Annotated in this window: 19 protein-coding genes and 2 pseudogenes; 5 read left to right on the top strand and 16 right to left on the bottom strand. The window is 53.8% G+C overall.

Annotated features, from left to right (window positions below; translation table 11 throughout):
- Nucleotides 1-84 precede the first annotated feature (84 nt).
- The 5 genes from BITS_RS03885 to BITS_RS03905 form a co-directional block, all read right to left on the bottom strand.
- The gene (locus BITS_RS03885) at nt 85-981 is read right to left on the bottom strand and encodes a DUF1684 domain-containing protein (RefSeq protein WP_026642135.1); all 897 of its coding nucleotides are present in this window, start codon (nt 979-981) and stop codon (nt 85-87) included.
- 183 nt (nt 982-1164) lie between these two features.
- A complete protein-coding gene (locus BITS_RS03890; RefSeq protein ID WP_026642136.1) occupies nt 1165-2031 on the bottom strand; it encodes a MetQ/NlpA family ABC transporter substrate-binding protein in 867 nt (288 codons plus the stop codon).
- A 221-nt stretch (nt 2032-2252) separates the two neighbouring features.
- The gene (locus BITS_RS03895) at nt 2253-2933 is read right to left on the bottom strand and encodes a methionine ABC transporter permease (RefSeq protein ID WP_026642137.1); all 681 of its coding nucleotides are present in this window, start codon (nt 2931-2933) and stop codon (nt 2253-2255) included.
- Nucleotides 2930-3997 (bottom strand): methionine ABC transporter ATP-binding protein, encoded by a 1068-nt coding sequence (locus tag BITS_RS03900; RefSeq protein WP_044259420.1) that lies wholly within the window; start codon nt 3995-3997, stop codon nt 2930-2932. Before BITS_RS03900 ends, BITS_RS03895 begins: the two co-directional genes overlap by 4 nt.
- 147 nt (nt 3998-4144) lie before the next feature.
- Nucleotides 4145-5329, bottom strand: a complete 1185-nt coding sequence (locus tag BITS_RS03905; RefSeq protein WP_026642139.1) for an iron-containing alcohol dehydrogenase — start codon at nt 5327-5329, stop codon at nt 4145-4147.
- 296 nt (nt 5330-5625) lie between these two features.
- Between BITS_RS03905 and purB the strand changes: the two genes are divergently transcribed.
- The 3 genes from purB (at nt 5626) to BITS_RS03920 (ending at nt 9978) form a co-directional block, all read left to right on the top strand.
- Nucleotides 5626-7068, top strand: coding sequence for an adenylosuccinate lyase (gene purB / locus BITS_RS03910; protein ID WP_026642140.1), 1443 nt, complete (start codon nt 5626-5628; stop codon nt 7066-7068).
- The gene (locus tag BITS_RS03915) at nt 7068-9545 is read left to right on the top strand and encodes a lysylphosphatidylglycerol synthase transmembrane domain-containing protein (protein ID WP_044259423.1); all 2478 of its coding nucleotides are present in this window, start codon (nt 7068-7070) and stop codon (nt 9543-9545) included. The genes purB and BITS_RS03915 overlap by 1 nt, the downstream gene beginning before the upstream one ends.
- Before the next feature lie 151 nt (nt 9546-9696).
- Nucleotides 9697-9978 (top strand): HU family DNA-binding protein, encoded by a 282-nt coding sequence (locus BITS_RS03920; RefSeq protein WP_026642142.1) that lies wholly within the window; start codon nt 9697-9699, stop codon nt 9976-9978.
- Nucleotides 9979-10135: 157 nt separating this feature from the next.
- Here BITS_RS03920 and BITS_RS03925 read toward each other — a convergent pair.
- The 6 genes and pseudogenes from BITS_RS03925 to BITS_RS03945 form a co-directional block, all read right to left on the bottom strand.
- Nucleotides 10136-11666 (bottom strand): annotated as a pseudogene (locus BITS_RS03925) (proteasome accessory factor PafA2 family protein).
- A 9-nt stretch (nt 11667-11675) separates the two neighbouring features.
- Nucleotides 11676-11864, bottom strand: a pseudogene (locus BITS_RS08910) (ubiquitin-like protein Pup); the annotation flags it as partial.
- Nucleotides 11865-11938: 74 nt separating this feature from the next.
- Entirely contained in the window at nt 11939-12769 is an 831-nt protein-coding gene (locus BITS_RS03930) for an inositol monophosphatase family protein (protein WP_026642145.1), read from the bottom strand.
- Between the two features lie 117 nt (nt 12770-12886).
- On the bottom strand, nt 12887-14482 hold the full coding sequence (gene dop / locus BITS_RS03935; RefSeq protein ID WP_026642146.1) for a depupylase/deamidase Dop: 1596 nt from the start codon (nt 14480-14482) through the stop codon (nt 12887-12889).
- A complete protein-coding gene (gene arc, locus BITS_RS03940; RefSeq protein ID WP_268234391.1) occupies nt 14479-16026 on the bottom strand; it encodes a proteasome ATPase in 1548 nt (515 codons plus the stop codon). Before arc ends, dop begins: the two co-directional genes overlap by 4 nt.
- A gap of 35 nt (nt 16027-16061) precedes the next feature.
- Nucleotides 16062-16751 (bottom strand): DedA family protein, encoded by a 690-nt coding sequence (locus tag BITS_RS03945; RefSeq protein ID WP_407712181.1) that lies wholly within the window; start codon nt 16749-16751, stop codon nt 16062-16064.
- A gap of 38 nt (nt 16752-16789) precedes the next feature.
- Here BITS_RS03945 and serB point away from each other — a divergent pair, with 38 nt between their 5' ends.
- Complete coding sequence (gene serB, locus BITS_RS03950) at nt 16790-17461, top strand: phosphoserine phosphatase SerB (RefSeq protein WP_034533850.1); 672 nt, start codon at nt 16790-16792, stop codon at nt 17459-17461.
- A 229-nt stretch (nt 17462-17690) separates the two neighbouring features.
- On the opposite strand, the gene fmt is transcribed toward serB, so the two are convergent.
- The 5 genes from fmt to rpoZ all read right to left on the bottom strand — a co-directional run bounded on the left by fmt (nt 17691) and on the right by rpoZ (nt 23720).
- Nucleotides 17691-18665: a methionyl-tRNA formyltransferase gene (fmt, locus tag BITS_RS03955; protein WP_044259428.1), complete on the bottom strand. Its 975-nt coding sequence runs from the start codon at nt 18663-18665 to the stop codon at nt 17691-17693.
- A 46-nt stretch (nt 18666-18711) separates the two neighbouring features.
- A complete protein-coding gene (locus BITS_RS03960; RefSeq protein ID WP_026642151.1) occupies nt 18712-19419 on the bottom strand; it encodes an HAD family hydrolase in 708 nt (235 codons plus the stop codon).
- Between the two features lie 174 nt (nt 19420-19593).
- The gene (locus tag BITS_RS03965; RefSeq protein WP_026642152.1) at nt 19594-21813 is read right to left on the bottom strand and encodes a primosomal protein N'; all 2220 of its coding nucleotides are present in this window, start codon (nt 21811-21813) and stop codon (nt 19594-19596) included.
- Between the two features lie 166 nt (nt 21814-21979).
- Nucleotides 21980-23203: a methionine adenosyltransferase gene (gene metK / locus BITS_RS03970; RefSeq protein ID WP_162141988.1), complete on the bottom strand. Its 1224-nt coding sequence runs from the start codon at nt 23201-23203 to the stop codon at nt 21980-21982.
- Between the two features lie 232 nt (nt 23204-23435).
- Complete coding sequence (rpoZ, locus tag BITS_RS03975) at nt 23436-23720, bottom strand: DNA-directed RNA polymerase subunit omega (RefSeq protein ID WP_026642154.1); 285 nt, start codon at nt 23718-23720, stop codon at nt 23436-23438.
- A 166-nt stretch (nt 23721-23886) separates the two neighbouring features.
- Between rpoZ and ilvD the strand changes: the two genes are divergently transcribed.
- Entirely contained in the window at nt 23887-25749 is a 1863-nt protein-coding gene (ilvD, locus tag BITS_RS03980; protein ID WP_026642155.1) for a dihydroxy-acid dehydratase, read from the top strand.
- Nucleotides 25750-25781: the final 32 nt, after the last annotated feature.

Raw genomic sequence — 25781 nt, forward strand, 5'->3', positions numbered from 1 at the left:
ATCTTCCTCAGATGCACAACGCTCATGACCGATAGGACGGTCAACACCTAGTGGGCAATACGCACCTCACCGACACAGTTAGTTTCACTCCCCGATTGACGAATATATCGCGGCATTATCAGGAGTCTTTTCGCCCGCTTCCACTGCAAAATCCAGACGATTGCGCGCAGAGGGAATCGGGCAGGTGCAATACGGCGAGAATGCGCATGGATAATTGAATGCGTAATTGAAATCGATCTCCTTCATCTCATCCAGATGCAGCGGATCGAGATGCAGTACACGCCCGATACCATAGGTGCTCAATCCGGAGGTTTCATCGGAAAAGAACACGGTGACATGTCCGAATACATCGCACACCACCAAGGAATATTCCTTTCCTCCGTATGCGAACTCAACCACACCCAGTGCAGGATAGGACTGAAGCACGGTTGTCACGACGGAATCGTGGATATCCAACTCATCGTTTTCCGCCCTGCGAAATCGAGCCGGGATACGCCACCGGGCGTCATATGGAAATGCCGGCACATCGGTGAATTGCGCACGGGAAGGCATATTCGGATCCTTGACGCGAATCCAGAAATGATGCATATCGCGCTTCTTGGCATCTGACTGCGCATTGATCTCCACACGCAAATCACCGACAATGAAATATCCCAACGCCTCCTCTCCGAATGCCGTGGCACGGAAGACTACGGGTGCCTCCACAGTTCGATCCGCATTGCGCACTTGGACAGCGGCGGACCGCTCGGGCACATACACAAGCGTATCGCCCTGTGCTTTCCAAATGCCGGGAACTCCTTCCACAACCGCTTCCTGACCATCGGAGAGCCAGGTTATCGATGCACATGCAAGATAACCGTGCGGAGCGCGCAATTCCTCCAATCGTCGCTCATGCCACATATGCCATTGTTGCTGTGCAGCATCCACCTCCTGCGGCAAGTTCACATCATGACTGGCATGCAGCTCTTCAATTCCATTCATAATTCCGTTTACTCCTTATCACCATGAAGCGCTTATTCCCAAGTGGATACTGGCATTTGCCACAGCATTCCATGAAACCGCGCATATTGCCTGCCGCCATGCGAACAATATGCGCGGTATTGCAACCATGTTGGCGTGGGCAGTGATCCTCATTTGTCGGGAGTGCCCTTGGCGGCATTGAATCTAGTAGGAGAACACCGGCTCCACGGCACCCTTGTAATACGAGGTAATGGCGTCAGCCACAGCCTTGGTGTGATAAGCCTTCACCACGCGCTGGTAGGTTTCGTTCTCCTTATCCTCATCGCGGGCAACGATGACGTTGATATATGGCTTGAACGATTGGTTGGAGGAATCCACAGGCGGCGCATACACGGCGTCGTCCACGCTCATGCCCGCGTCGATGATGAAGTTGGTATTCGTGATGCCACCGGCATAATCCGGAAGCAGACTGATTATCGACGCCGGATCATTAAGCTCGATCTCAATGCCGCTGGGATTGGCTGCTATGTCATCCACAGTCGGATTGTCCTTGGTGTTGTCCTTCAAGGTGATCAATCCAGCACTATCCAATACCTTCAAAGCGCGACCTGTATTGGTGGCGTTGTTGGGGATGGCGATTTTGTCGCCCGCCTTGAAATCAGAGACGCTGGAATACTTCTTCGAATACAGATTCAATGGCGAGATATAGGTTTCGGCAATGGCGCTTATGGCATATCCCTTCTGTTCCTTCTCCTCATTCAGGAACGCGTAGTGCTGGAAAGCATTGAGATCGGTTTCACCGTTGGCCAATGCCTGATTGGCATATATGCCATCTTGGAAAGGCTTGGTTTCTACAGTGATTCCGGCGTTTTCGCGATCCAATTCCTGCTGAACCGCCTTCCAAATCTCATCATCAGAATTGCCGACCACACCTATGGTGACCACCGTGCTCTGCGACTTGGTTGCATTGCGATATACAACCACGGCCACAACTGCCGCCACGACTACCGCGAGGGCCACTAGAGCTGCAATAAGCCTGTTTTTTGCCTTGGCTTTGGTATTTTTTGCCACTGTATTCTCTCCTTATTATTGTCGCGCCTTGATGACGCAAAGTGGACGTATGGGGTTGATTCGGTTTCGAAAGGCCGGATATGGCTCCGCGAAACCTTGGGATACAAGACGGTATCGATTGCATCTTGAGAAGCTGAGGATTCACGTCATACACATGGTCAAAGTGCACCGCCACCCACAATTCTGTGAAAATATCGGCATTGCGATGGCGAGTCATATCCTTATGAATGCTCGGTCAGCTCCACCAATTGTCTTCCAACGAATTCGATAAAACCGATAAGCAATACCAGGACGATGATGACTGCGTAGGTTACATCCAACATGTACCGCTGATAGCCGTAGCGGATGGCAAAGTCTCCCAAGCCGCCTCCACCGACGATTCCGACGATGGCCGTCAACTCCACCAGACTGACCAAGGTAATAACCGCCACACGGATAATCGAGGGGACCGACTCCCTGACATATACGCGCCACACAATGGCAGGAACGGTCATTCCCATGGACTCAGCGGCCTCGACCAGACCTGCATCCACTTGAGCGAAGGCGGACTGGATCTGTCTGGTGAACAGCGGCGTGATGCCTATGAGCAAAGGAAAAATCGCTCCTTTTGTGCCTATTGCGGTGCCGACCAGAGCCCTCGTCACAGGCACCAAAGCCGCGGCCAAGATGATGAAAGGAATGGAACGTAGCAGATTCACGGTTTTGTCGATTATGGTAAACACCATCGCATTGGGCAATAAGCCACCCTTTGCCGTCACGGTAACCACGATGGCCAGCACCATGGAAAGCACAAAAGACAAGGCGCCGGTCACCCCGACCATGACCAGAGTCTGCACAAAAGAGTCGAAGAACTCCGGGAGACGTTGAATCACATTGGGAAACAGCTGATTCACGACACTCATCGTTGCAGCACCTCGATTCCGATATTCCGTTCACGTAGATATGCGAGCGCGGCCTCGATACTGGCTCTCTCGCCACTGATAATGACCACCAATCCGCCAAGAGGTGCGTCATCCACAACATCGATGTCACCGAATATGATGTTCACATCTATGTCGAAGCTGCGGGAAATATGCGATACCAACGATTCAGACACTTCTTTGGAGACGTAGCGCATACGCACCAGCACTCTCCCGCCACTGAGGTCCACCAAGGGGGATCGTTCGCGCATCAGATCGCTCACCTTGTCCAGATTTGAGGTGGTCGCCACAAAGGATCTGGTCAGTTCTGCCCGAGGATTGGCAAATATGTCGAATACCTTCCCCTCCTCGACGATGGTGCCTTGGTCAATAACAGCCACACGATTGCAGATCTGCTTGATAACAGACATCTGATGCGTGATGATGACGATGGTCAGTCCCAAGGTGTCATGCAATCGGCGCAACAAAGCCAGAATCGACTTGGTCGTATTGGGGTCAAGGGCGCTGGTGGCTTCGTCACTGAGCAGGATGCTGGGATTATTTGCCAGTGCACGGGCTATTGCCACGCGCTGCTTTTGGCCGCCCGACAGCTCACTGGGGTAGTTATCTGCCTTGTCGGACAGATCGACGAGTCGCAATAACTCTTTGACACGCGATGCCCGTCCTTTGGCGTCGAGATCGCCGTCCAATAATGCCAATTCGATATTGCCCGAAACTGTGCGCGAAGGCATGAGATTGAAGGATTGGAAAATCATGCCGATGCCACGTCTCAATGATCGCAGTTCCTTTGCATTGAGCGATTTCACTTCGCTGCCATGCACGCGCAAGCTTCCCTCGTCATATCGTTCAAGCCCGTTGATGCATCGAACCAATGTGCTTTTGCCCGCACCACTGAGGCCGATTATGCCGTAGATATCTCCTGTTGTGATATCAAGATCGATGCTGCGCAGAGCGGTCACATCACCATCATCACCTGCATAATGCTTTCCAAGCGAATGTATGGCGACCGCCACCTCTCGCCCACCAACCGTGGTCGTATTACTCATGTCATACCTTCAGTTGAATCCATAAATGGTCATATCGAGAAAAGAGACTCGGATTGAGTCCGAACCGCTAGAAGCGCACTACTTGAAGTGCACTGCTTGAAACTCACCGTTTGAATTTCCCGCACATAGCGCGAGACAACGCAATGCTTATGCAACCGACTTCTTATGACAGGCCATGGTGAGTATCCTTACGACATCCTCGCGTTGCAGTGGCAAGTAATTGCCTACGGTTTGCGTGCCCCCTGCGCTCAGTTCGTCGGCCAGAGGTTCTATCGCTTCCTGCTGCACTCCCAATTCATCCAGCGAAGTGGGCAATCCCAGAGCCTGGAAGAAATCCTCGATATGGTAGGCAAAGGCATAGGCCAATTCCAACGGCGAGGCATCAAATGGGTCCTCACCGAATACCCGAACCGCCAGTTGGGCATAGCGTCGCGCATCTCGGGGCGCCAAATAGCGCACGATTGAAGGCAAAATTGCCGAAATGCCCTCACCGTGGATGACATCGAATTGTCCACCAATAGCATGTTCTATTCGATGAGTGGTCCAGTCATTCTCCGAGCCTGTGGCCAGAAAACAGTGGTTATACATCGTGGCAGACAACCAGTGCAATTCGGTGCGATTGCGTTCATCCTCCTGATCGGCCGCATAACGCCGACCTGCAAGCAGTGCAGCCTTGAATCCTGCCTCCAATAGACGGTCGGCGGATTCGATATGCGGCTTGGCAGTAAAGTAAGGCTCCAGGAATCCCACCGCGAGATCGGCAGCGGCTGCCGCCTGATATCGATAGGGTGCAGTTCGTGAATATTGTGGGTCGACGATTGCGAAGCGCGGAATGATAAGCCTTGTTTCCAATGCACGTTTGTCATTGCCTTGCTGGAGTACCGCGCAATCGGAAACTTCTGAGCCGCTGCCAGCAATGGTCGCTATGACTCCGACCGGCAAAGTGACACTCGGTGTGGCACTTCCCTCAAAAAAGTCCCAGACATCACCTGCATACGGCACGCCGACTCCCACAGCCTTGGCCGTGTCGAAGGCGCTCGCGCCTCCGGCGGCAAGCACCAGATCCACATTGCGATCACGTGCCTGACCGATGAGCTCACGCACCAGATCTATGCGAGGATTGGGCACGACCTCATCATTGGTGAATAGGGTCGCTCCGACTGCCTGCGCCGCTTGGGCGACCGCTGCTCGAATTCCCAATGCTTCGACATAGTCACCGCTCGATACCAACAATACGGATGTGGCATGGTGCTTGCGCAGCAGCCCTTCCAAGGAAGCCATGGCATCAGAGCCGAACACCAAAGTATTGTGCGATGCGTATGTGAAGCTCATGCCTTCCCTCCAAGATCCATATCCGAGCACGTATTGCGCCGAAAACGTGTTCACACTATTGCAGGAAATGAAGGCCCCCGCAATCGAGTCGTTATACGCAAAAGCTATATCGATGTATCAAGGGCGGATATGGTCGCGGCCGAAGCTACCGGAAGAAGAAAGTCACATGCGGCATATCTCATAATGCGGACTCTTGAGATGAACACTTGTGGCACTTCGCAGGCATCTCCCAGATCGAGTCAAGTGAGGAAGGAACGAATGCTTAAGGATTCTTGGGGTACAAGTACTCTGGAACCATGAATCTTACCGATATCTCCCCTGCAATCGCACTCACCCCACTCGATGGCCGATATCATGCGCAAACCGCACCTCTGGTGGAATATCTCAGCGAACCGGCGCTTAATCGCGAGCGCATCCGCGTTGAGATCGAGTGGATGATCCTCTTGGCCAATGGTTATGAAGGCAATGGCAATATGCCGGTTGTTGACGGCGTTCAGCCACTGACCGACGACGAGCAGAAGTATTTGCGTTCCATTGCCGAAAACTTCGGGGCTCAAGGCATCGCGCAGCATGCCGCGCACGAGGCGATCACGCATCATGACGTCAAGGCGGTGGAATATTACATCGACGATCAGTTGGACAAGGCCGCCGAAGCATTGGGCAAGGATACCCAGTTGACTCAGCTGAAGACCTTGGTGCATTTTGCCTGCACATCGGAAGACATCAACAACCTTTCGATCGCCCGCTGCGTGAAGAACGCGATCGAACAGGTCTGGACACCAGCGGCTCAGGCCATCGTAGACCATTTGGCTGAAAAGGCGGATGAATACCGTGATAAGTCCTTGCTTTCGCTGACGCATGGCCAGCCCGCAACACCGACTACCCTGGGCAAGGAACTTGCGGTGTATGTATATCGGCTCAACCGCCAGCTGAAGCATATCGCGCAGCAGGAATACTTGGGAAAGATCAATGGCGCGACCGGCACTTTCGGCGCGCATTTGGCAGCCTTCCCCGATGTGGATTGGATAGGCCTTTCACGAGAATTCGTCACCAATCGCATGGGCTTGACTTGGAATCCTTTGACCACCCAAATCGAAAGCCATGACTGGCAGGCTGAATTGTATGGAACCATAAGCCATACGAATCGCATTCTGCATAATCTGGCAGTGGATGTGTGGATGTATATTTCACGTGGCGTATTCGCGCAGGTGCCTGTCAAGGGCGCCACCGGCTCTTCCACGATGCCGCATAAGGTCAATCCCATCCGTTTCGAGAACGCAGAGGCGAATCTGGAACTCTCCTGCGCATTGCTCGACACCCTGTCCGCAACATTGGTCGAAAGCCGCTGGCAGCGTGATCTGACGGATTCCACAACCCAACGCAATATCGGTTCCGCTCTGGGATATTCCATGCTGGCGTTGAATAATCTGCTCGGAGGTCTCAAGTCCATTCATCCCAACGATATCGTGATCGAGCGTGAATTGGATGACAACTGGGAGGTGCTTGGCGAGCCTATTCAGACAGCCATGCGTGCATGCGAATTGGCTGGCATTGAAGGCATGGATAAGCCGTATGAGAAGGTCAAGGAATTGATGCGCGGCCACTCCATCAGCCAAGAGGATGTCGAAGCATTCATCGATTCATTGAATTTTGACGAGGCCACGGCATCTCGTTTGAAGAGACTGACCCCTGCCACCTATACCGGCGTCGCCTCTCAGCTGGTGAGCTTCAAGAACTGATGTCAACCTCATCCTCTTCGCAGCAAGCCTCCTCGCAGCCTCTTAACGGCAGCGAGGAGGCTTCGCCGTACGATGTGCATATCGACGATAGCGCCCCGCAACGCTATCGCAATGTCAACGATCTTGCCTATGCCGTGCTGTCTTTGATCCTCGCGGTGGCCGTGATTATCTTGGCCACGTATTTGCGAGGCACCACTTCGGGAGTGCAGTCCGACGCGCATACCGCTCTTACGGCACTGGGCTGGCTTATGGACGTGCCAGCTTCGGTTTTGCAACAATTGGTTACGGTGACCATTGTGGTTGGCATGCTCGTGCAAATGGCATTCCAACGCGAATGGGCACAAGCCGCCCTATCCGTCGTCGCCATGTTTTTGGGATACGGCATCGTTTGGGGTGTGTCTTTGGCGCTATCCAATTTTGGAGGCTCCACGCTGATCGCATCGCTGGACTCCCCCAGCGTGACATCCAGCATGACCCTTCTGCCCGATATCTACGCCGCCATCGGAGCGCTGCTCACCCTTGCCGGCCCCCATCGCATGAAACCTACGGTGAAATGGGGCTGGAACACCCTGTTCATTCTTGCAGCTCTCGAAATCGCCATATCATGGCATTCCTTCTCAGGAGTACTGGTCTCCTTCGCTCTGGGACGCCTCGCCGGACTATTACTCAGATTTGCAGTGGGAGTCCAAGGCAATGGCGTATGGGGAGTGCAAATCGTCCAGGCCATGCACAATATCGGTATCAATCCGATAAGCGTCACCAGACGCAAAGAACTCAATGCCTCAGGAGTGTCGCTCAAGGCCAATCTCGATGATGATCTTATCGAAAACTCTCGCATATATGACGCGGAGGATGGGCAGGGCACACATTACATCGTTTCGGTTTTGGATGCTCATATGCATGCCGCTGGATATCTCAACCAACTGTGGCAGTGGGTACGGTTGAACGGCATAGCCATGAGGCGTGACAGATCAGCTTCTGACGCCAATCATCACCATCTGGCAATGGTGCTTGGCATTCGCGATCTGGGGCTGACAAGTGCGGACGCCTACGGTGTCGCTGATATCGCCGACTCCTCGATTATGGTGTTCCGCGATACGACTTCCCCATCTTCCTGCGATCTTGCGGCTCTCGATGACGATGACATGCAATCGGTTATGCGATATCTGCACACAGCCCATTGCCGAGGCTTCACCCATCGCCGTATCGCGCCGCAAAGCATTGCGCGCACGCATGACGGCGCTGTGTATATTGCAGGATGGCAAAATGGGGATTTCGGCAGCGGATCTGCAAATATCGCAGTGGATCGGGTGCAATTGATCACTATGTTGGCCAGTTGCGCAGGTGTTGAACGCACCATTCGCTTGGCTCAGTCCGTATGGACCGATGCAGAATTGGTGGCACTCATACCCTTCATTCAAAAGGCAGCCATACCGACTGCAACGAGCGACATGCCGACCTGGGACTCCTCGATTCTCAAGGATTTGCGCACAGGATTGAAGGCATTGGCCCCTCAGGAGGCTGGCGATGCGATCGAGCCCGCCCCACTTTCGCGCTTTAATATTCGCACATTCGTCACCATCGTTCTTGGCATAATCGCAGCAGCGGTGATTTTCACGCAATTGCGTCCGAATGAAGTGATTGCGGCATTGACCAATGCCAATCCGATTATGGCCGTGTTATGCGTTCTTTGCGGCATTATCGCATGGATAGCTCCGCCATCGGCTTGCAGGCCTTTTATGACCAAAGGTCGGGACCAATACATGGCATTGTTCTGTTCGCAAGCGGCATCCGGCTTCACAGCGGTATCCATGCCTGCCGGAATTGGCCCCGCTTTTGTGAACCTGCAATTCCTGCGCAAGCTCGGATATCGCAATACCGCGGCAACCGCGACCATGAGCGCCTCTTTGGCCGTCCAGGGCGTAACCGTGGTCATCATGATGCTCATAATCGGCATCTCCACAGGCCGCAACACATTGTCAAGCATGATTCCTTCCAACACCGTGATCATTGTTATTGGTGTGGTGACCCTGGTCGCGTCCGCTGCCATGGCCATAGCACCGATTCGCCGTCGTGTGCTGGATACCGTGGTTCCACTGGTCAGAATCTATGCTCATCAATTCATAGAAGTGCTCTCCCAGCCGAGGCAGATGGCCATTTGCGCTGCCGGTTCGATTCTGCTCAATGTTTCAACAGGCTTGGGATTCTGGATTGCGATGCTGGGATTCGGCTATTACAGCAACCCCGTGGAAACCATTTTCATTTTCCTGCTGGCCAATGCGGTGGGATCGGCAGTCCCGACACCAGGCGGATTAGGCGCCGTTGAAGCAGCACTCACCTTTGCATTCACCTCGGCAGGAGTTCCTGCAGCCATAGCCCTTTCGGCGACTTTGCTGTACCGGGTGTCCTTCTATTGGCTGAGGATTCCCATGGGCGCTGCAGCCATGAAGTGGTTGGATAAGCGCGGACTCATATAAAGCGCGTATCTTCGAACAGAATGTGTTGATTTTCCTAAAAATCAACACGAAAACCATTGGAAAATGCGGTGTCTGACGAAAATCTGCGCTAATATCGTGTGTGAACGTGGTCTTCGTAACTCGGAAGGCCCCTGACCAAGAAGGATGCTTTATGGCATACAACAAGTCTGATCTCGTTTCGAAGATCGCCCAGAAGTCCAACCTGACCAAGGCCCAGGCCGAAGCTGCGGTGAACGCCTTCCAGGATGTCTTCGTTGAGGCCATGCAGTCCGGCGAAGGCCTGAAGCTCACTGGCCTGTTCTCCGCTGAGCGCGTCAAGCGCGCCGAGCGCACTGGCCGTAACCCCCGCACCGGTGAGACCATCAAGATCCCCGCTTCCTACGGCGTGCGCATTTCCGCCGGCTCCTTGCTGAAGAAGGCAGTGACCGAGTAAGAGCGGACTGGACGCGATATCGATTCGATTACCGCAAACGGTTATGATACAGCCCCCGAGGTTCATCCCGGGGGCTGTATCTATATTCATTGAGATTCAGATCAGATGCATATGTTGTAGTGCTGTGAATCGGTCTTGCCGCATCCGCACAGGGCAACTAGACCGCCGGATTCATAGCCATGCTTCCACCCCGCCGAACCAGTGCAAGTAATTGCCGGTACTGCGGTGTGGGCTGAGCCGAGAAAGGATCAAGCAATACCACTTCAGAACGCTGGCCTTCCAAAATCAGCCAGCTGCGTCCAATCGCAGGAGAAGCGCACACCCGCATCCATGGCGGCCTGAACGAAAGCGCCACGCAATGCAGCACGAGTATCACTAGGCGCATGGGTCAAGGCATATCGCACTTGCTGTTCATCAAGCAGTTCCTGCATGATATGCCGGTTGACCAAAGCCTCGTACACCTTGCCATTGGCGATATCGTGATAATCCATATCAAGCTGAATCAGACGCGCCTGCGGCAATTCGGAATTCCGTGTCTGCATGCCTGTGATAAGCCGCAATTTCGCGGCCCAATCCACTTGCTCAGACAGTGATGTGATATCTCCTTCTTCCAGGAGATCCAAAACTTGCTGCCATTGGGCAAGAACCGTTGCATAGTCAGTATGAGGCGATGCCTCGGCGATTTCCTGACGGTGATCTTCCCAGAAAGCCTTCACCACACGCAGATAATGACGCTGCATGTGCACAGCAGACACCATCCCATCATGGTGCTCTCCCCCGTGCTCAACGAAAAGGTCGGCTTCCTCCAACGCCATGGTCGGCTTCAATCCGCTGATATCACGACTTACGGATTCATTGGCCTGCGTTGGATTGTGCAATGCACATCCCTCAAACCCAGAGGGAATGGCTTGCCGTGCGGCATATTCAATAACGCATAACACCAAATGGGTCGTCGCCAGCTTCATCATGGTGGTCCATTGCGATCGATTGGAATCGCCAATAATCACATGCAAACGGCGGAATTGCCCAGGGTCGGCATGGGGTTCGTCCCTCGTATTCACCATGGGCCTCGACCGCGTGGTCGCCGAGGATACTGACTCATCCATATATTCGGCTCGTTGCGTTATCGTGAAGCCGTTGGCGTTGACATGCCCCGAACCGGTGAAAATCTGGCGACTGATCAAAAAAGGCAATAATTCCCGTTCAATCGCCTGCAATGGCACATAACGGCGAACCAGATAATTCTCATGGCATCCGAATGAATGGCCAGCCGAGTCCACATTGTTCTTGAAAACATGGACCAAGGTTCCGGTTCCATATTGGTCACGCAACCGTTGCTGGGCATCCAGAGCCAACCTGCGCATAATGCGCTCCCCGGCAGCGTCCTGCAACATCGCATCCCAAGGATCGCAGGCTTCTGCAGTGGCATATTCGGGATGGGAGCCGACATCCAAATACAATCTCGACCCATTGGACAGATACGTATTGGTCGACCGCGATCGAGATACCACAGGCTGGAACATGGCCATTGCCACATGACTGGCATCAACGGACGAATCAGCTCCGGTTACGCTCACCCCATATTCGGTCTCTATGCCGAATATCCGTTGGAAACTCTTTGCCTCGCATTCAGTCGCAGCATCTCCTGCAGTCGAACCGTCATTGCCGCTATCGCGCAGCTGTGGCATCACTCGCCGCCCCTTTTGCACGAAACTGCTCACATAATCCTGAGCGTTGGTTGCCAGAACCGATTGAATGTCATCGAGCACATCATCCAAGGCATCGATCGATTCCTGTCCTGCATGTTCTTGGCTCAACTGCCCTTGTTCTGTCGATTCTTCCTGCACATCATCGTGATTCTGTGCATGCAACATTTCCTGAGGCATGGTATCCCTTTCCTTGCGCTCGTACGGTCTTGACACGTGGCTACGTATGCCATCATGCCATCTGAACGCTTGTATTAACGCAAATATTCCTCAAGCTGATCGCTGATAATGCCATTGGAAGCCACAATATCGTTATCCTGACGCCAGTGCACCATATTGCCATTCCATTGCTGCACCCGGCCTTGTGCCTCCCAGACCACAACCGTTGCCGCTGATACCGCCGGCAGATCCCATGTATGCAGATGTGGCTCGAAATATGCGTCATATGTGCCATCGGCAACCTTGCACAAATCCAAGGATGCGGGTCCGATACGCTTGATATCAGCCGGTTTTCCTGCTATGGACGACACGACGCGCAAAGCCCTGGTTGATTCTTCCGGAATGAAGGACATGCCGTAGCACACCACGGAACCTTCCAGATGCGGTGTGGTCGAGGGAATGATCTTCTCTCGCTTGTCTCCAACCGGAGTACGCCGGATGCGAATGGCCCCGCTACCCTTAGCCGCCAGATAGGTGATGCCCAATGCCGGCGCATGGACCACTCCCAGAATGGGCTGGGCCGAGCCTTCCTCGTTGAATTCGAATAACGAAACCGTCAATGCCCATTCGGCCATATTGCGGCGGAAGTTAATCACACCGTCAACATTGCCGACACACCAATAACGCTCTCCCGGATTGCAATGTTCAGGCCGGTCCCTCCATTGGCCGTTGAAAGGGTTGATATACGTCAATCTGTTCTCAATAAACGGCACCAGCTTGCCATCGATATCCGAAGAATATCCATCCTTTTGTACTGGGGTATCCAAGCTTCGCATACTGCGAGGCGTCAGCTGATCCCGAAATGCGTGAGTGCCGGCCTCCTGCACAATACGAAGCACTTCCAACGCCATTTCTTGCAAATTCATCACATCACCTCTATCCATCGAACCAATTCCATATCCGCAATGCCCGTGTCTCTTCGTCCGGCATTGTCCACATACATCGCTTTAGGATAATCCATCCTATTCATAGACCAGTCCAGTCTACTGCCCAGCAATGATGTCTGTGATCTTTCGCAATGCTTGCGCGCCTGTATGCGATGCATTCAGCGCTGCCAGTACCGATTCATTGTCAACCCCGGCCAAGGGATCGGTCATATCCAATTCGATGATGCCTTGCGCACTTTGATCATCTCGTACGGCGATATGCGTCCACGAAACGGCAATGACATCTTCGGCAAACCGTCTCACCAGTTCGGCTCTCAGCCAGGCACGATTGCTTTCAGGAGCATGCATACAGGCATGCACCACATCCTCATTTGAACACAGCATGGTTGTCTTTGCTTGAATACGATGAAAAATACTTCGCTGAGGATCCAAGGCTGCCCATTGCACATCGAATGCCTTGAGCCTGCTATCAGACCATGATGTCCCGAATTTTCGGCGCAATCCCTCGAGTAATTGCCATTTGAAAAGCCATTCCAAACGACCTGCTTCATCACGCATTCTCAGTCGAGCCTCGTCGTCACTATGCTGCACACGTGCAATATCTGCAAGCGCCTGATTCCACATAGCCATAACCCGACCAGTAGCGGTATCGGGCCAATGGGGTTTGCCGCATTCATCATTGCCATACACGACAGAACCCGTTTCCTCCACCAATCTCATCAATGCCCGCTGAACTTCCAGAGCGGTGCTATGGCCGCCGTTCTCGAGGGGCAGCATGGCCGTGAAACTCAGATCATGGGAAACGACATGCATGGCTTCAACGGGGTCTGCGAGGCTGAGTTTCTGTATGTTCTCATTGATATTCTGCGCATGTGGCCCATCCTGTGCAGCCTCCAGCATCCATAGCAGCATACTGGTGGTTCCCAATTTGAGTATTTCGGGCACGTCCATGAGATTGGCATCACCTGCAATGCAGTGCACGCGCCGATATTGCGGTGTGCTATGCGACTCGTCTCTGGTATTGACGATGGGGCGATCGAATGTGGTCTGCAATCCGATAGTGGTATGGAAATAGTCAGCGCGTTGACTGAGCTGAAAACCATCAATCTCACTGCGCTCACCGATGCCGACACGCCCTGAACCCGTGTATATCTGACGCGACACGAAATGCAATGCAAGCACTTGCGCCACTCGTTCGAATGGCACAGAACGAAGCATCATATAGTTTTCGTGGCTACCCCAGCTTGCGCCTTTGCCATCCACATTATTGCGGAACAAAGCGATGCCGTTACCGTCCGCATTTGCCGCGGCTTGGGCAGCCTGTTGCATAAGCACATCGCCTGCCCTGTCGAACAGCAATGCTTCAAATGGATCGTGACTTTCAGGCGCCGAATACTCCGGGTGCGCATGGTCAACGTAGATACGCCCACCATTAGCAGCTATCGTATTGGTCACCAAGCGCTGTGGCTCATCGGTGAGCATATCGGGTCTGGCAGAGGCACGATCCAGTCGATGTCCTCTGGCATCGTTGACAGGATCTTCCTGACGGTAATCCCATCGAATGTGCCTTCGTTGATCAGCCGCTGCGGCGTTCACCAGATCAAACGACAATCTCACGGGGTCATAGGGCTTTCCTGATGAGAGCGAAATGGCGTACTCGATTTCCGTGCCCATCACTCTGCGTACGCTCATGCCCGCTCCCGACCAGCCGGACGGATGCGCACGATGCCTTCAAGCTCCAGACCATTGATACGTGCCCATTGCGCCGGGTCAACATCCAGCATTGCCGCCTTGGTTTCGACGTATTCCTCTTCCACGGCTTGCGCAATAAGCGCGGTATCCAAAGCCACATCACTGCCATTGAGTATCGAGGCTTTGACCGCCTTGGTTTTCGCCCTGTCGACAATATTCTTCAGCATTGCACCGGATACGACATTGTCCAGATAGAGCGGATTCCAAACACCGCGTTCATCACAGGCTTCGGCAACTTTTCGATTCGATCCATGGGCATATATGTCCTCGGCCATAATCCGTGACAGACCCTGCGCATCGCTTCCAGCCTCAATCGGCAAATCATCAGTGAGATAATGCCGAATTATGGAAAGCGCCTGCTCCTTTTGGGGCCTATCCACGCGAATCTTGACATCAAGCCGTCCAGGTCTCAGCACTGCCGGATCAATCATGTCGACGCGGTTGGAAGCGCCGATCACCATAACGTTATCCAATCGTTCCACACCATCGAGTTCGGTGAGGAACTGCGGCACGATTGTGGTCTCGACATCGCTGGACACCCCAGATCCTCGTGTGCGCAGCAAGGAATCCATCTCATCGATGAAGACGATGACCGGCCTGCCAGAAGCGGCTCGTTCCCGTGCCTTGCGGAAGATCAGACGTATCAAGCGCTCTGACTCGCCCACGAATTTATTCAGCAATTCAGGGCCTTTGACCGATAGGAACACTCCTGCGCCGCCATGAGAAGGCGATGCCAAAGCATGCGCTATGGCTTTGGCGATCAAGGTTTTCCCGTTCCCCGGAGGGCCGTATAACAAAACTCCTTTGGGAGGCTGCAAATCAAATCGGGCGAACAGGTCACGATGATTGAAAGGCAGCTGGACGGCATCGCGTATGCGTTCTATCTGGGCATCCAGCCCTCCGATGTCTTCAAAACTCACATCCGGAGTCTCCTCCAACACCAGATCAGCATCATCTTCTGCACCGATGAGCTCAAGCGCCACACGCCCTGAGGGTTCAACACTGACACGGTCGCCCGGATTCAGACTCGTCGTGGCCAACGCCCCAGCAACGCGCACCACAGCAGGATTGCCGGATGCATCCACGGCGATGATACGGCCATCTTCCAAAACCTGCTTGACTTGCCGAAGCTGACCTACCGTATCGGTTTCCCTTTGTTCGACCAATACCATGTCAGCGTTGAGCAATACCGAGCGCCCGCATACCAGACGCGCAGCATTGAGATTCGCCGCAACCGGCACGATCATGCGTCGGGCCCCGGCAAGCACTTCCGCGCTGGCCTGCTGAATGCCATGTTCATCGTGGCGTACCTTATCCACTCTCAGCATGGTGGCAAGCGTCAACGGCGGTTGCACCAACTGCGCCAGTTGTGCCTTGGCTTTGGAGAGTTCCTCCCCCGCCCTGTTCAAGGCTTGGGCCAAGGCATGGTTGCGTGACATCAACTTGTCGAGTTGCTCGGCTTGGACCTTTGGCGATGGAGGCAGAGCCTGTGCATCCCGATCCTGTGCATCCTGATCCACTATTGGTCTCGGTTCTCCTTGTGTTGCGTCAACGCGCGACGCACTCGGACGATAATGAATACCACCAATGCTACGCCGCAAACAATCAATACGCCTCGTTCAACCACATTGAGCACACTGAGAATCGAGCACCACCGGTCACCCAGCAGATAACCTGCACCTACGAGCAATGTATTCCACACTCCGGAACCCAAAACCGTCCAACCGGAGAAATGGAGCAAATTCATGCCGTTGAATCCTGCGGGTATGGAAATAAGCGAACGCACCACAGGAATAATGCGGCCGATCACAACAGACCATGTGCCATAGCGTTCGAACCAGCCATTGGCCTTGGCGATATCCTTGCGGCTTACTCCAGGGATTTTATCTGCGATGCGTTCTAGTCGTTCCAATCCAATCCACCATGCCACACCATACAAAGCCAGTGCGCCCACCAAGGATCCCACAGTTGCCCAGATGATGGCACCGATAACGTCCAATCCTCCCCTGGCTGCGGTAAAACCTGCCAGAGGCAAAATCACTTCGCTGGGGATAGGAGGGAAAATCGATTCAGCAGCAACAGCAATGGCAACGCCAATGCCCCCAACGGCGTTCATCAATTGCACCAACCATTCGGTTATGGTGCCGATTATGCCACCACTGTTCGTGTCGCAGGCTGGAATCGTCGTGGCAAGAACAGAAAAATCCATATGAGCCATTGTCCCAGCGATTTCAGAGAATCGAAAGCATGTCCCAAGATACTTTACAAGCTTCTAACACGCCTACGCTGAGCGAACCAGGTCTTCTGGTCATGGATGTCGATTCCACGCTTATCGATGAAGAAGTGATCGATATGCTGGGCGATGCCGCTGGAGTGGGCTCTCAGATCGCTAATATCACCGCCCGCACAATGGCCGGCGAATTGGATTTCTGTGAAGCGTTGCGCGCTCGTGTCGCTCTGCTCAAGGGACTTTCACAACACATTTTCGATGACGTGTATCATCATGTGCACTTCACCACAGGAGCGCTTGAACTCATCGAAACATTGCATTCGCATGGATGGAAAGTAGGCGTGGTATCAGGCGGCTTCCACGAAGTGGTCGATGCCTTGGCCAAGGACGCCCATCTTGATCACTGGCTGGCCAATCGTCTTGCCGTACAAGATGGATATCTCACAGGAGAGGTGATCGGCGACATCGTGTGCAGAACCACCAAATTGCATGCGCTCCAGCAATGGGCACAGGACGATGGCATTGACATGTCCCAAACCGTTGCCGTTGGGGATGGCGCCAATGACATCCCCATGATTCAAGCAGCAGGAATGGGAATCGCCTTTTGCGCGAAGCCCGCCGTGCAGCAGGCAGCGCATCATGCCATACACACTCGAGATCTGAGACAAGTGCTTGATTTGCTGCACTGACGGTTCGCTGTGCGAATTCATCATGTCTGTCAAGCTGCTGTTTATATCATCACAGAGATAGTCGGCGCGGTAATGCACGTGCGCATACTCTGATCCAATGCAGTTACGATCGATCATGGTTTCAACCAACCAGCTGCTGAGTGATGTCGAAACGCCAGGTTGGAATCCGCGCAGGCCTGTCCGGCAATGGCTTCGCATCAAACGGATAAGCCTGCGATCCGAACCACGCTCAACGCAATACTGCGGACTCAGGCAAACGAGCGCCTCGCGCCCAATCCGCCGCGCGCATCGCTTTTTTCCCCTGAGCCTTCACTTCGAGTAATTCCAAGGCCTCAGTGGCAGTGCCAACCCACACATTATTCTTGCCGATCTTTAACTCGCCTGCTGACAGAGCCTGAGGAGTTCTGCTGTCTTCGATATCGGCAGGCGCCGCTTTCAAAATATGCAGCAGCAGTTGGTCATCTTCCCCCAGTCTCCGGCTGAGTGCCAAATGACACCAAGCGCCAGGATTTGGCGTGCAGGCTCGAATCTGCCTGTCCGCGGCAAAAACAGGCACATCAAAGCGTATATGCGCGTCTTCCACACGGATTTTTTCTGCAACTTCAAATGCCCCACGAGGCTGTTCAACCTTGTCGATACGGCCTTCTTCCAAAGCCTGAAGCGAGGCAGCCAGCAGTTTGGACCCATCCTGCGCCAAGCGGTTCAACAATTCACCCGCCGTCTCGTGGCTGCCAATGGTCACGGTGCTTTGCGCCAGAATGGGGCCTTCATCCATGCCTTCGGTTATTTGGAACACCGTGGCCCCCGTTATGGAATCACCGGACCAGATGGAACGCTGCACGGGTGCGGCTCCGCGCCACTGCGGCAACAATGAAAAGTGCAGGTTGTACCACCCGAGTGGCAAAGCTTCCAATACTCGAGGCTTGAGAATGCGACCATATGCCACAACCGCTGCGGCTTCGGCACCGGTAACAGCCAGCTCATCAAGAAAGGTCGGCTCGCTTGGATCAGACTCAATCACAGGTATGCCTAAATCAATTGCCGCCTGTTTCACAGGGCTCGGCATCAATTTTCGGCCACGGCCCTGAGGAGCATCCGGTCTGGTCAATACTGCTACCATTTCAAAATGCTCGCTATCTGCAGCCAACTCTCGCAATGAGGGCACTGCTACGTCAGGCGTGCCAGCAAATAACAGTTTCACCATTATGGTTGCTCCTTGTCATAGACATTTGTTCACTATCCAAAAGATATCAGCGTACCACCGGAGGGATAGGCAAACCGGCTTCGATAAGCACCTCGCGCAAAGCTCGCGGATCTGCGAATCGAATACCGCGGATTCCGGCTGCGTTGGCCCCTACGATATTCATCGCTTTGTCATCAATAAACACCGCCCCCGATGCGTCGATACCGAATGCATTGAGCGCGTATTCGAATATCTCCTTATGGGGTTTACGCATCTTCACGTTTCCGGAAATCACTTTGCCATCAAGGTCATGCAATATTTCGAATCGATCCTCGGCTATGTGATACAAATCCTGCTGCCAATTCGACAATCCCCAGACTCTGATGCCTGCCTTGCGCAAATCATTGATAAGCACTCGCGCCCCTGGTACTACCCCGGTCAGTGAATCAACAAAGTTATCGAGATAATACTGCATCACATCAGCCCAGTACTCGCCATGCTTGTTTTTCACAAATGCATAGCCTTCTTCCAGACTTGCCCCGCCATCCATCTGATCGTTGGCATCGTAGAAACCAGAAATCTCGTTATCCAAAAACTGATCCACGATGCTCTGGTCATAGCGAGGTATCAGCACCGCTTCGGGATCCCAATACACCAACACATTACCGAAATCGAAAATGACGTCGGTTATGGGCTTTCCTGATGACTCGGATGCTTCATCCTGCGCCACCAACACATCATGCTGCATTTCAGGTTCTCCAGGCCAACCCTTCATGGCAATCTCCTACTCTCGACCAAGCCGTTCAGCACGTCTGTTTTCACGTTGTATTATTTGCTCGCATCGTTTTGACGACTCAATGAGCCACATTCAGCATACCTCAGCGCAGCCGGCGCGCTAATGATACCGAGCACGTCATTCACTGGTTTTGCGACTATTCCGCATAAGCCACTACATCAGATCCTTGGGATCGAGTTGGAATCTCAGTTCTCCCGGCTCCCGGTTCGCCACATGTCGTGCCTGTGCTTTTCGCAAACGTAAGGCAAGCTCGGCCCTTCGCTGCTGAGGCACACGTACCACGGCCTTCACTCTGTCACTTGTGCCTTCCAAAATGCGTGCATCCACTGTACGAGGAGGTGCTATAGGAACCGGCCCCAGCACTGCTGGCTCGACATCGGAATCGGTTTGCAAACTCGACCAGTCTCCTGTCAATGCACCGATTTCATCCAGAACCGTGCGCACAGCTTCCCTTCTGCCCCACACGCATGCAGCCGCATATATTGGAGGCAGCGCCGTCTGCCTTCTTTCTTCAAGCTCCTGATTGGCCAAAGACGCTGCATCCCAATGCGCCAAAGCATGAACGATGCCTTCGTCGCTTTCTCCGATCACCAATGCCTGACCGCCGCGCGACTGCGGAGCACACATGGAAACCACCCTCATCCATGCGGACAGGGTATCAATTCTTGCATCCACACCCAATGCATACAAGCTGGTCCACGCGTCCAGTATGGCCACAGCACGATATTCCCCGGGCGCACCGTCTCGCCCACGCACACGTGGTTCAGCACCAGGAGTGGCAACCACCAATCGAGGTTTGGAATCGAGTGAAGGTATCACGCCTCGCGGCTGGCTTGGAGAAGAGACGACTATGGGAATATTGCGGAATAATCCCATCAATTCCTGGACCGTTCCAGCAGCGCCGACTCGTACCGTCCTCATTCGTTCATGCTTGCAATGGGGGCACCGCCAGTTGGTGACCGTTAATCCGCACCACAGGCAGCGAGGTGTCCTCTGAGTAGATGATTGCAACAATGGGCCGGTGCACCGAGGACACCGCGCCTGCCGATGGCAATTGGCACAGCTCAATGTCTCATTCACGCCATCCTGAGGAATCGACAGCAGCACAGAGCCGGAGAGCAACGCTTTGGAGAGCACTGACACCGCGGTATGAGGCACACGAACTCCAACCGTGGCATCACTCAATCTGAACAGCTCGTCGCGATTGAGCCAGCGAACCCACGCACGTCGTTCCTTGTTGACCGAAGGCAAGGCAGTGATCGATGTGCTGAAGCCACTGACCGGCGTCTCTACGGCATTGCCGTCGCATTCCCAGGCACTGATCGCCGACCTCGCATGCGATAATGCAACGAATATGCCCTGGTGTCGTTTGGCTCGCAATCGCAGAACACCTCGAGCATGTGCATATGGCATCATGCCATCCGCTTGCTGGTAGGCCATATCGTCGACAATGACGAACAGCGCCTCACCTTCCACCGGAGCGTACATGGCCGCGCGCGTACCAAGCACACACCTGACCTGTCCGGAAGCGACCGCGCAATACATGCGGTACCGCTCGGCAGGAGACATGGCAGCGCTCAAGACCGCGACATCGCCGTCATATCTGCCACTGGACGTTGGCGCGAACACGGTGAGACCGAGATGGCCGAGCGCTTGTGCAACATCTTCGATTTCACGCATACCCGGCAGCACCACAATCGAAGAACGATCGTTGCGCATAGCCGAAGTCACCATCCAAGCCACACATGATTGCCAATGCCCCATGCCTGGCAACGGATTCCACACGAATGACCCGAATCGCCGAGCCTGAAAATCCTGTTTCAATCGGCTGATTTCGGCATATGATGACGCCACAAGAGCATCGATCGTCGCGAATTGCTGGGTATCGATATGCCTGCCACCATGTGGATTCGCCGAAAGTCGTTGCGCGAATTGCTGTTCTTTTTCCACATATGCCACACGAGGAGGCACAGCCAATCGAATGATATTGGCTCGGGTTCCGCCATATGCATCGGCTATGCCTGTGATATCTTCTCGCAAAGAACGCGGAACCAATACCCCGCCATCAAACACACGTTCGATATATCGCAATGCGGAGGCTGCCGTTGCACTGTGCTCAACACGTTCCCATACCACGCCATTGACTCGTTGTCCGCCGAAACGAACGCGGACCAGACAACCGGGAACGGCTTTGTCGGCATGCTTTTCATCTACCAGATAGTCGAAGCTTTGCCCCAGATGCGTGGCCTGAACATCCAAAACCACCCTTGCAATGGGCAAGTGCTGTGCAGGAGTATGAGTCTGAGCGCGACTGCGGCGCTTGCGCGGAGCCAAACCATCCAAGGCAAGCTGCTCAGCTGTCTGGTCGCTCAACACTCATCACCTCCTCGAACATGTGTCACCATTCTATGCCTTTGGTCGGCACTATGCGCATGGACTTAGTCCGTCGCCAAACCGCGCGTGCACAAGGCGATTCATGTCCCACGTCTGACTCGTCATCGCCAATGCTATTGCGAAACGCGGCAACACCACGAAGACGCTATTGCAATGCGGCAACCGCTTCGCGCAATGCCTCTACCTTATTGGTTTGTTCCCAAGTGAAGGATTCCTCTTCCCTGCCGAAATGGCCATATGCGGCAGTCGCCGAATATCGAGGGCGCAGCAAATCCAATTCATCGACTACCGCTGCCGGCCGCAAATCGAAAACTCGACGGACCGCCTGCTGCAACACTTGTCTGCTCACGCCGTCTGCCTGAGTGCCATACGTCTCAACATTGACGCTCACCGGGTCGGCCACGCCGATCGCATAGGCGACCTGCACTTCCACGCAATGCGCCAAACCCGCCGCAACAATGTTCTTGGCCACCCAGCGGGCTGCGTACGCCGCAGAGCGATCCACTTTACTTGGATCCTTGCCGGAAAAGGCACCGCCTCCATGATGAGCTGCTCCGCCATAGGTATCGACGATTATTTTGCGACCGGTAAGTCCTGCATCGGCAGCTGGACCGCCGAGCACGAAGGAGCCCGTCGGATTGACCAGAACTCGATAATCATCGTGTTTCACTGCGTTGCCACAGAGTTGATCCAGAACCGGTGTGATGACATGCTCAACCAACTGTTCACGCAACCACTGCATATCCACCTGCGGATCATGTTGAGTGGAAATCAACACAGTGTCGACGCGCAAAGGATGATTGTCTTCATCATATTCAATCGTGACCTGGGTCTTTCCATCTGGTCTTAAATGAGGAACCGTGCCATTTTTGCGCACCTGCGCCAAACGATAGGCCAAACGGTGAGCCATATGGATGGGCAATGGCATAAGCACTTCGGTTTCATCGCAGGCATATCCGAACATGACTCCTTGGTCACCCGCGCCCTGGGCTTCGTAACGCTCCTCCTGCGTCACCTGAGCACCATCGCTTTTGAGCCTTGATACGCCTTGGTCGATTTCGGGGCTCTGCTCCGTCAACGCCACCAAAACACCGCAGGATTCAGCGTCAAGGCCCACTTCCGAGCTGGTATATCCGATATTGCGTACCACAGAGCGGACAATATGCTGGATGTCGCTGTACCCTTCGCTGCTCACTTCGCCGAAGACCATGAATTGGCCCGTGGTTGCGCAAGTTTCCACAGCGACATGGGAGGAAGGATCCTGACGGAGCAAATCATCCAAAATAGCATCCGAAATCTGGTCACACACCTTGTCGGGATGCCCTTCGGTTACTGATTCAGCTGATATCAATCGGCGTTCCTGTTCCATCATGCATTCTCCTTCACATTCATATTGCGACTCTTCAATGCGCATAACCCGTTTGCAATCCACACATGCCATTGAGATGAATCGCAAACATCCTCAATGTCTCATGAAAGTTCAGTCTTACAAATTTATTTGATAGTGCCCAAACCAGTGCCACACACAGCAAAGCCCCGGCTGGAGGCAACACAAGTTGCGCACCACCCGGGGCTTCAACCGGTATCGCTACGGCGAAAGATTAATTGCCCTCGCTCAGATCATCCTCGCCAAGAGTTTCCTCAAGCAAACCCTCATCAATCTCGCGGAAGGCGATGGACAGAGGCTTCTCCTGGTTCTGATACTCGACAAGAGGACCAACATTTTGCAAAAGGCCCTCATTGAGCTGGGTGAAGTATGAGTTGATCTGACGAGCACGCTTGGCTGCGAAAATGGACAGAGCATACTTGGAATCCGCATGCTCCATCAATTCATCGATGGGTGGCTTCGCAAGTCCGGTTGGTGTGGGCTCGGTACCAAATGCCATAATGGGTATCTCCAAATCATCTATTGAGACGGACGTCTATCTCAGCCTCCCCACTATACCCCATGAGGAAGATTTTCGCCGAGATCCGCACCGGAACAGAATACCGCCTATTTCAGCATGTGAAATGAGCGTCTCAAACGTAAAGCGCACGGATTTGAATATAACCATGACAGAGATGCGCTCAGCAAAATTGATGAATGGTCGAGTATTCGCTGGCGCCCGCGCGTTATATCGCGCCGCGGGAGTCGATAGCAAGGATTTCGGCAAGCCGATTGTAGCCATTGCCAATTCCTTTGATGAATTTGTTCCAGGACATGTCCATCTGAACAAAGTCGGACGTCTGGTTTCCGAGGCAGTGAAAAAAGCCGGCGGCATTCCACGCGAATTCAATACCATTGCCGTGGACGATGGCATCGCCATGGGTCATACCGGCATGTTGTACTCGCTTCCCAGCCGTGACATCATTGCAGACGCTGTCGAATATTCGGTAAACGCCCACTGTGCTGACGCCTTGGTGTGTATTTCCAATTGCGACAAGATCACACCCGGCATGCTTATGGCGGCGCTGCGCCTTAACATTCCCACGATTTTCGTTTCCGGTGGCCCTATGGAGGCCGGCACCACCGTATTGCCGGATGGCACAGTCAAGGAAAACACCGATCTCATTGATGTCATGTATGCCACAGCCGATGACAATGTGTCCGATGAGGAGCTGCTGGCGTATGAGCGCACGGTCTGCCCGACCTGCGGATCCTGCGCCGGAATGTTCACAGCCAATTCGATGAACTGCCTGACCGAAGCCATGGGATTGGCTTTGCCAGGCAACGGAACCACGCTGGCTTCGCATGTGTATCGCCGCCAGCTATTCGAGCGCGCTGGCGAACTGATCGTCAACCTCGCCCACCGTTATTATGACGACAGCGACGATTCCGTGCTCCCCCGCAGCATCGCCACCAAGCATGCCTTTGAAAACGCCATGACCATGGATGTCGCCATGGGCGGCTCAACCAATACCGTATTGCATATTCTCGCCGCCGCTCAATCGGCTGATGTGGACTTTACGCTTGACGATATCGAACGCATTTCCCATACCGTGCCATGCATTTGCAAGGCGGCACCCTCCGGTGAATGGGAGATCTCGGATGTGCACCGCGCAGGCGGCATCTGCGGAATCCTCGGCGAGTTGGATCGTGCCGGAAAGCTCCACCGCGACGTGCATTCCGTCGACTACCCGACATTGGAAGCCAAGCTTGATGATTGGGATATCATGCGAGACACGTGCACCGAACATGCCAAGCAATTCCTGAAGGCAGCCCCGGGACATATCAAGTCTCCTGAGCCATGGACGCATGAGACCTTATTTGATTCCCTGGATACGGACCGTATCAATGGCGCCATCCACGATATCGAGCATCCTGCGGTAACCGAAGGCGGATTGGCAATTCTTCGAGGCAATCTTGCCCCTGATGGATGTGTGGTGAAAACCGCCGGTGTTCCCAAGGAGATTTGGCAATTCCGTGGACCTGCATTGGTTGTGGAGTCTCAGGAACAGGCGATTGAAGCCATTTTGAGCGATACTTTGAAGCCCGGTCAGGCTTTGGTGATCCGGTATGAAGGGCCGAAGGGCGGTCCGGGTATGCAGGAGATGCTCTACCCCACTTCCTTCGTCAAAGGAAAGGGCATCGGCAAGGATGTCGCACTGATTACCGATGGCCGCTACTCCGGCGGTTCATCCGGCTTGTCGATCGGACATGTGGCACCTGAAGCCGCCAATAAAGGACCTATCGCATTGATTCATGATGGCGATATCATCACGATAGATATTCCGAATCGTTCCATCAATGTGGAGCTCAGTGACGAAGAACTCGCCCAGCGCCGTGCTGAGCTTGAAGCCGGAGACGGTTATGTTGCCCATCGCGACCGCAAGGTTTCTTTGGCGTTGAAGGCATACGCGGCATTTGCCCGTTCGGCGGATAAGGGAGCCACCCGAGACCCTGAACTGATTAATAAGCTCAGCGGATTGGCCTGATATACATTGTGGATCAGTTCTCATCACATCTG

Origin of the sequence: Bifidobacterium tsurumiense (assembly GCF_000741765.1) — a bacterium.
Taxonomy (GTDB): domain Bacteria; phylum Actinomycetota; class Actinomycetes; order Actinomycetales; family Bifidobacteriaceae; genus Bifidobacterium; species Bifidobacterium tsurumiense.

Coding starts and splice junctions, on each gene's coding strand:
- BITS_RS03885 (WP_026642135.1), bottom strand. CDS start 981: ATGAATGGAATTGAAGAGCTGCATGCCAGTCATGATGTGAACTTGCCG.
- BITS_RS03895 (WP_026642137.1), bottom strand. CDS start 2,933: ATGAGTGTCGTGAATCAGCTGTTTCCCAATGTGATTCAACGTCTCCCG.
- BITS_RS03900 (WP_044259420.1), bottom strand. CDS start 3,997: ATGAGTAATACGACCACGGTTGGTGGGCGAGAGGTGGCGGTCGCCATA.
- BITS_RS03905 (WP_026642139.1), bottom strand. CDS start 5,329: ATGAGCTTCACATACGCATCGCACAATACTTTGGTGTTCGGCTCTGAT.
- purB (WP_026642140.1), top strand. CDS start 5,626: ATGAATCTTACCGATATCTCCCCTGCAATCGCACTCACCCCACTCGAT.
- BITS_RS03915 (WP_044259423.1), top strand. CDS start 7,068: ATGTCAACCTCATCCTCTTCGCAGCAAGCCTCCTCGCAGCCTCTTAAC.
- BITS_RS03920 (WP_026642142.1), top strand. CDS start 9,697: ATGGCATACAACAAGTCTGATCTCGTTTCGAAGATCGCCCAGAAGTCC.
- BITS_RS03930 (WP_026642145.1), bottom strand. CDS start 12,769: ATGAATTTGCAAGAAATGGCGTTGGAAGTGCTTCGTATTGTGCAGGAG.
- dop (WP_026642146.1), bottom strand. CDS start 14,482: ATGAGCGTACGCAGAGTGATGGGCACGGAAATCGAGTACGCCATTTCG.
- BITS_RS03945 (WP_407712181.1), bottom strand. CDS start 16,751: ATGGATTTTTCTGTTCTTGCCACGACGATTCCAGCCTGCGACACGAAC.
- serB (WP_034533850.1), top strand. CDS start 16,790: ATGTCCCAAGATACTTTACAAGCTTCTAACACGCCTACGCTGAGCGAA.
- fmt (WP_044259428.1), bottom strand. CDS start 18,665: ATGGTGAAACTGTTATTTGCTGGCACGCCTGACGTAGCAGTGCCCTCA.
- BITS_RS03960 (WP_026642151.1), bottom strand. CDS start 19,419: ATGAAGGGTTGGCCTGGAGAACCTGAAATGCAGCATGATGTGTTGGTG.
- metK (WP_162141988.1), bottom strand. CDS start 23,203: ATGGAACAGGAACGCCGATTGATATCAGCTGAATCAGTAACCGAAGGG.
- rpoZ (WP_026642154.1), bottom strand. CDS start 23,720: ATGGCATTTGGTACCGAGCCCACACCAACCGGACTTGCGAAGCCACCC.
- ilvD (WP_026642155.1), top strand. CDS start 23,887: ATGACAGAGATGCGCTCAGCAAAATTGATGAATGGTCGAGTATTCGCT.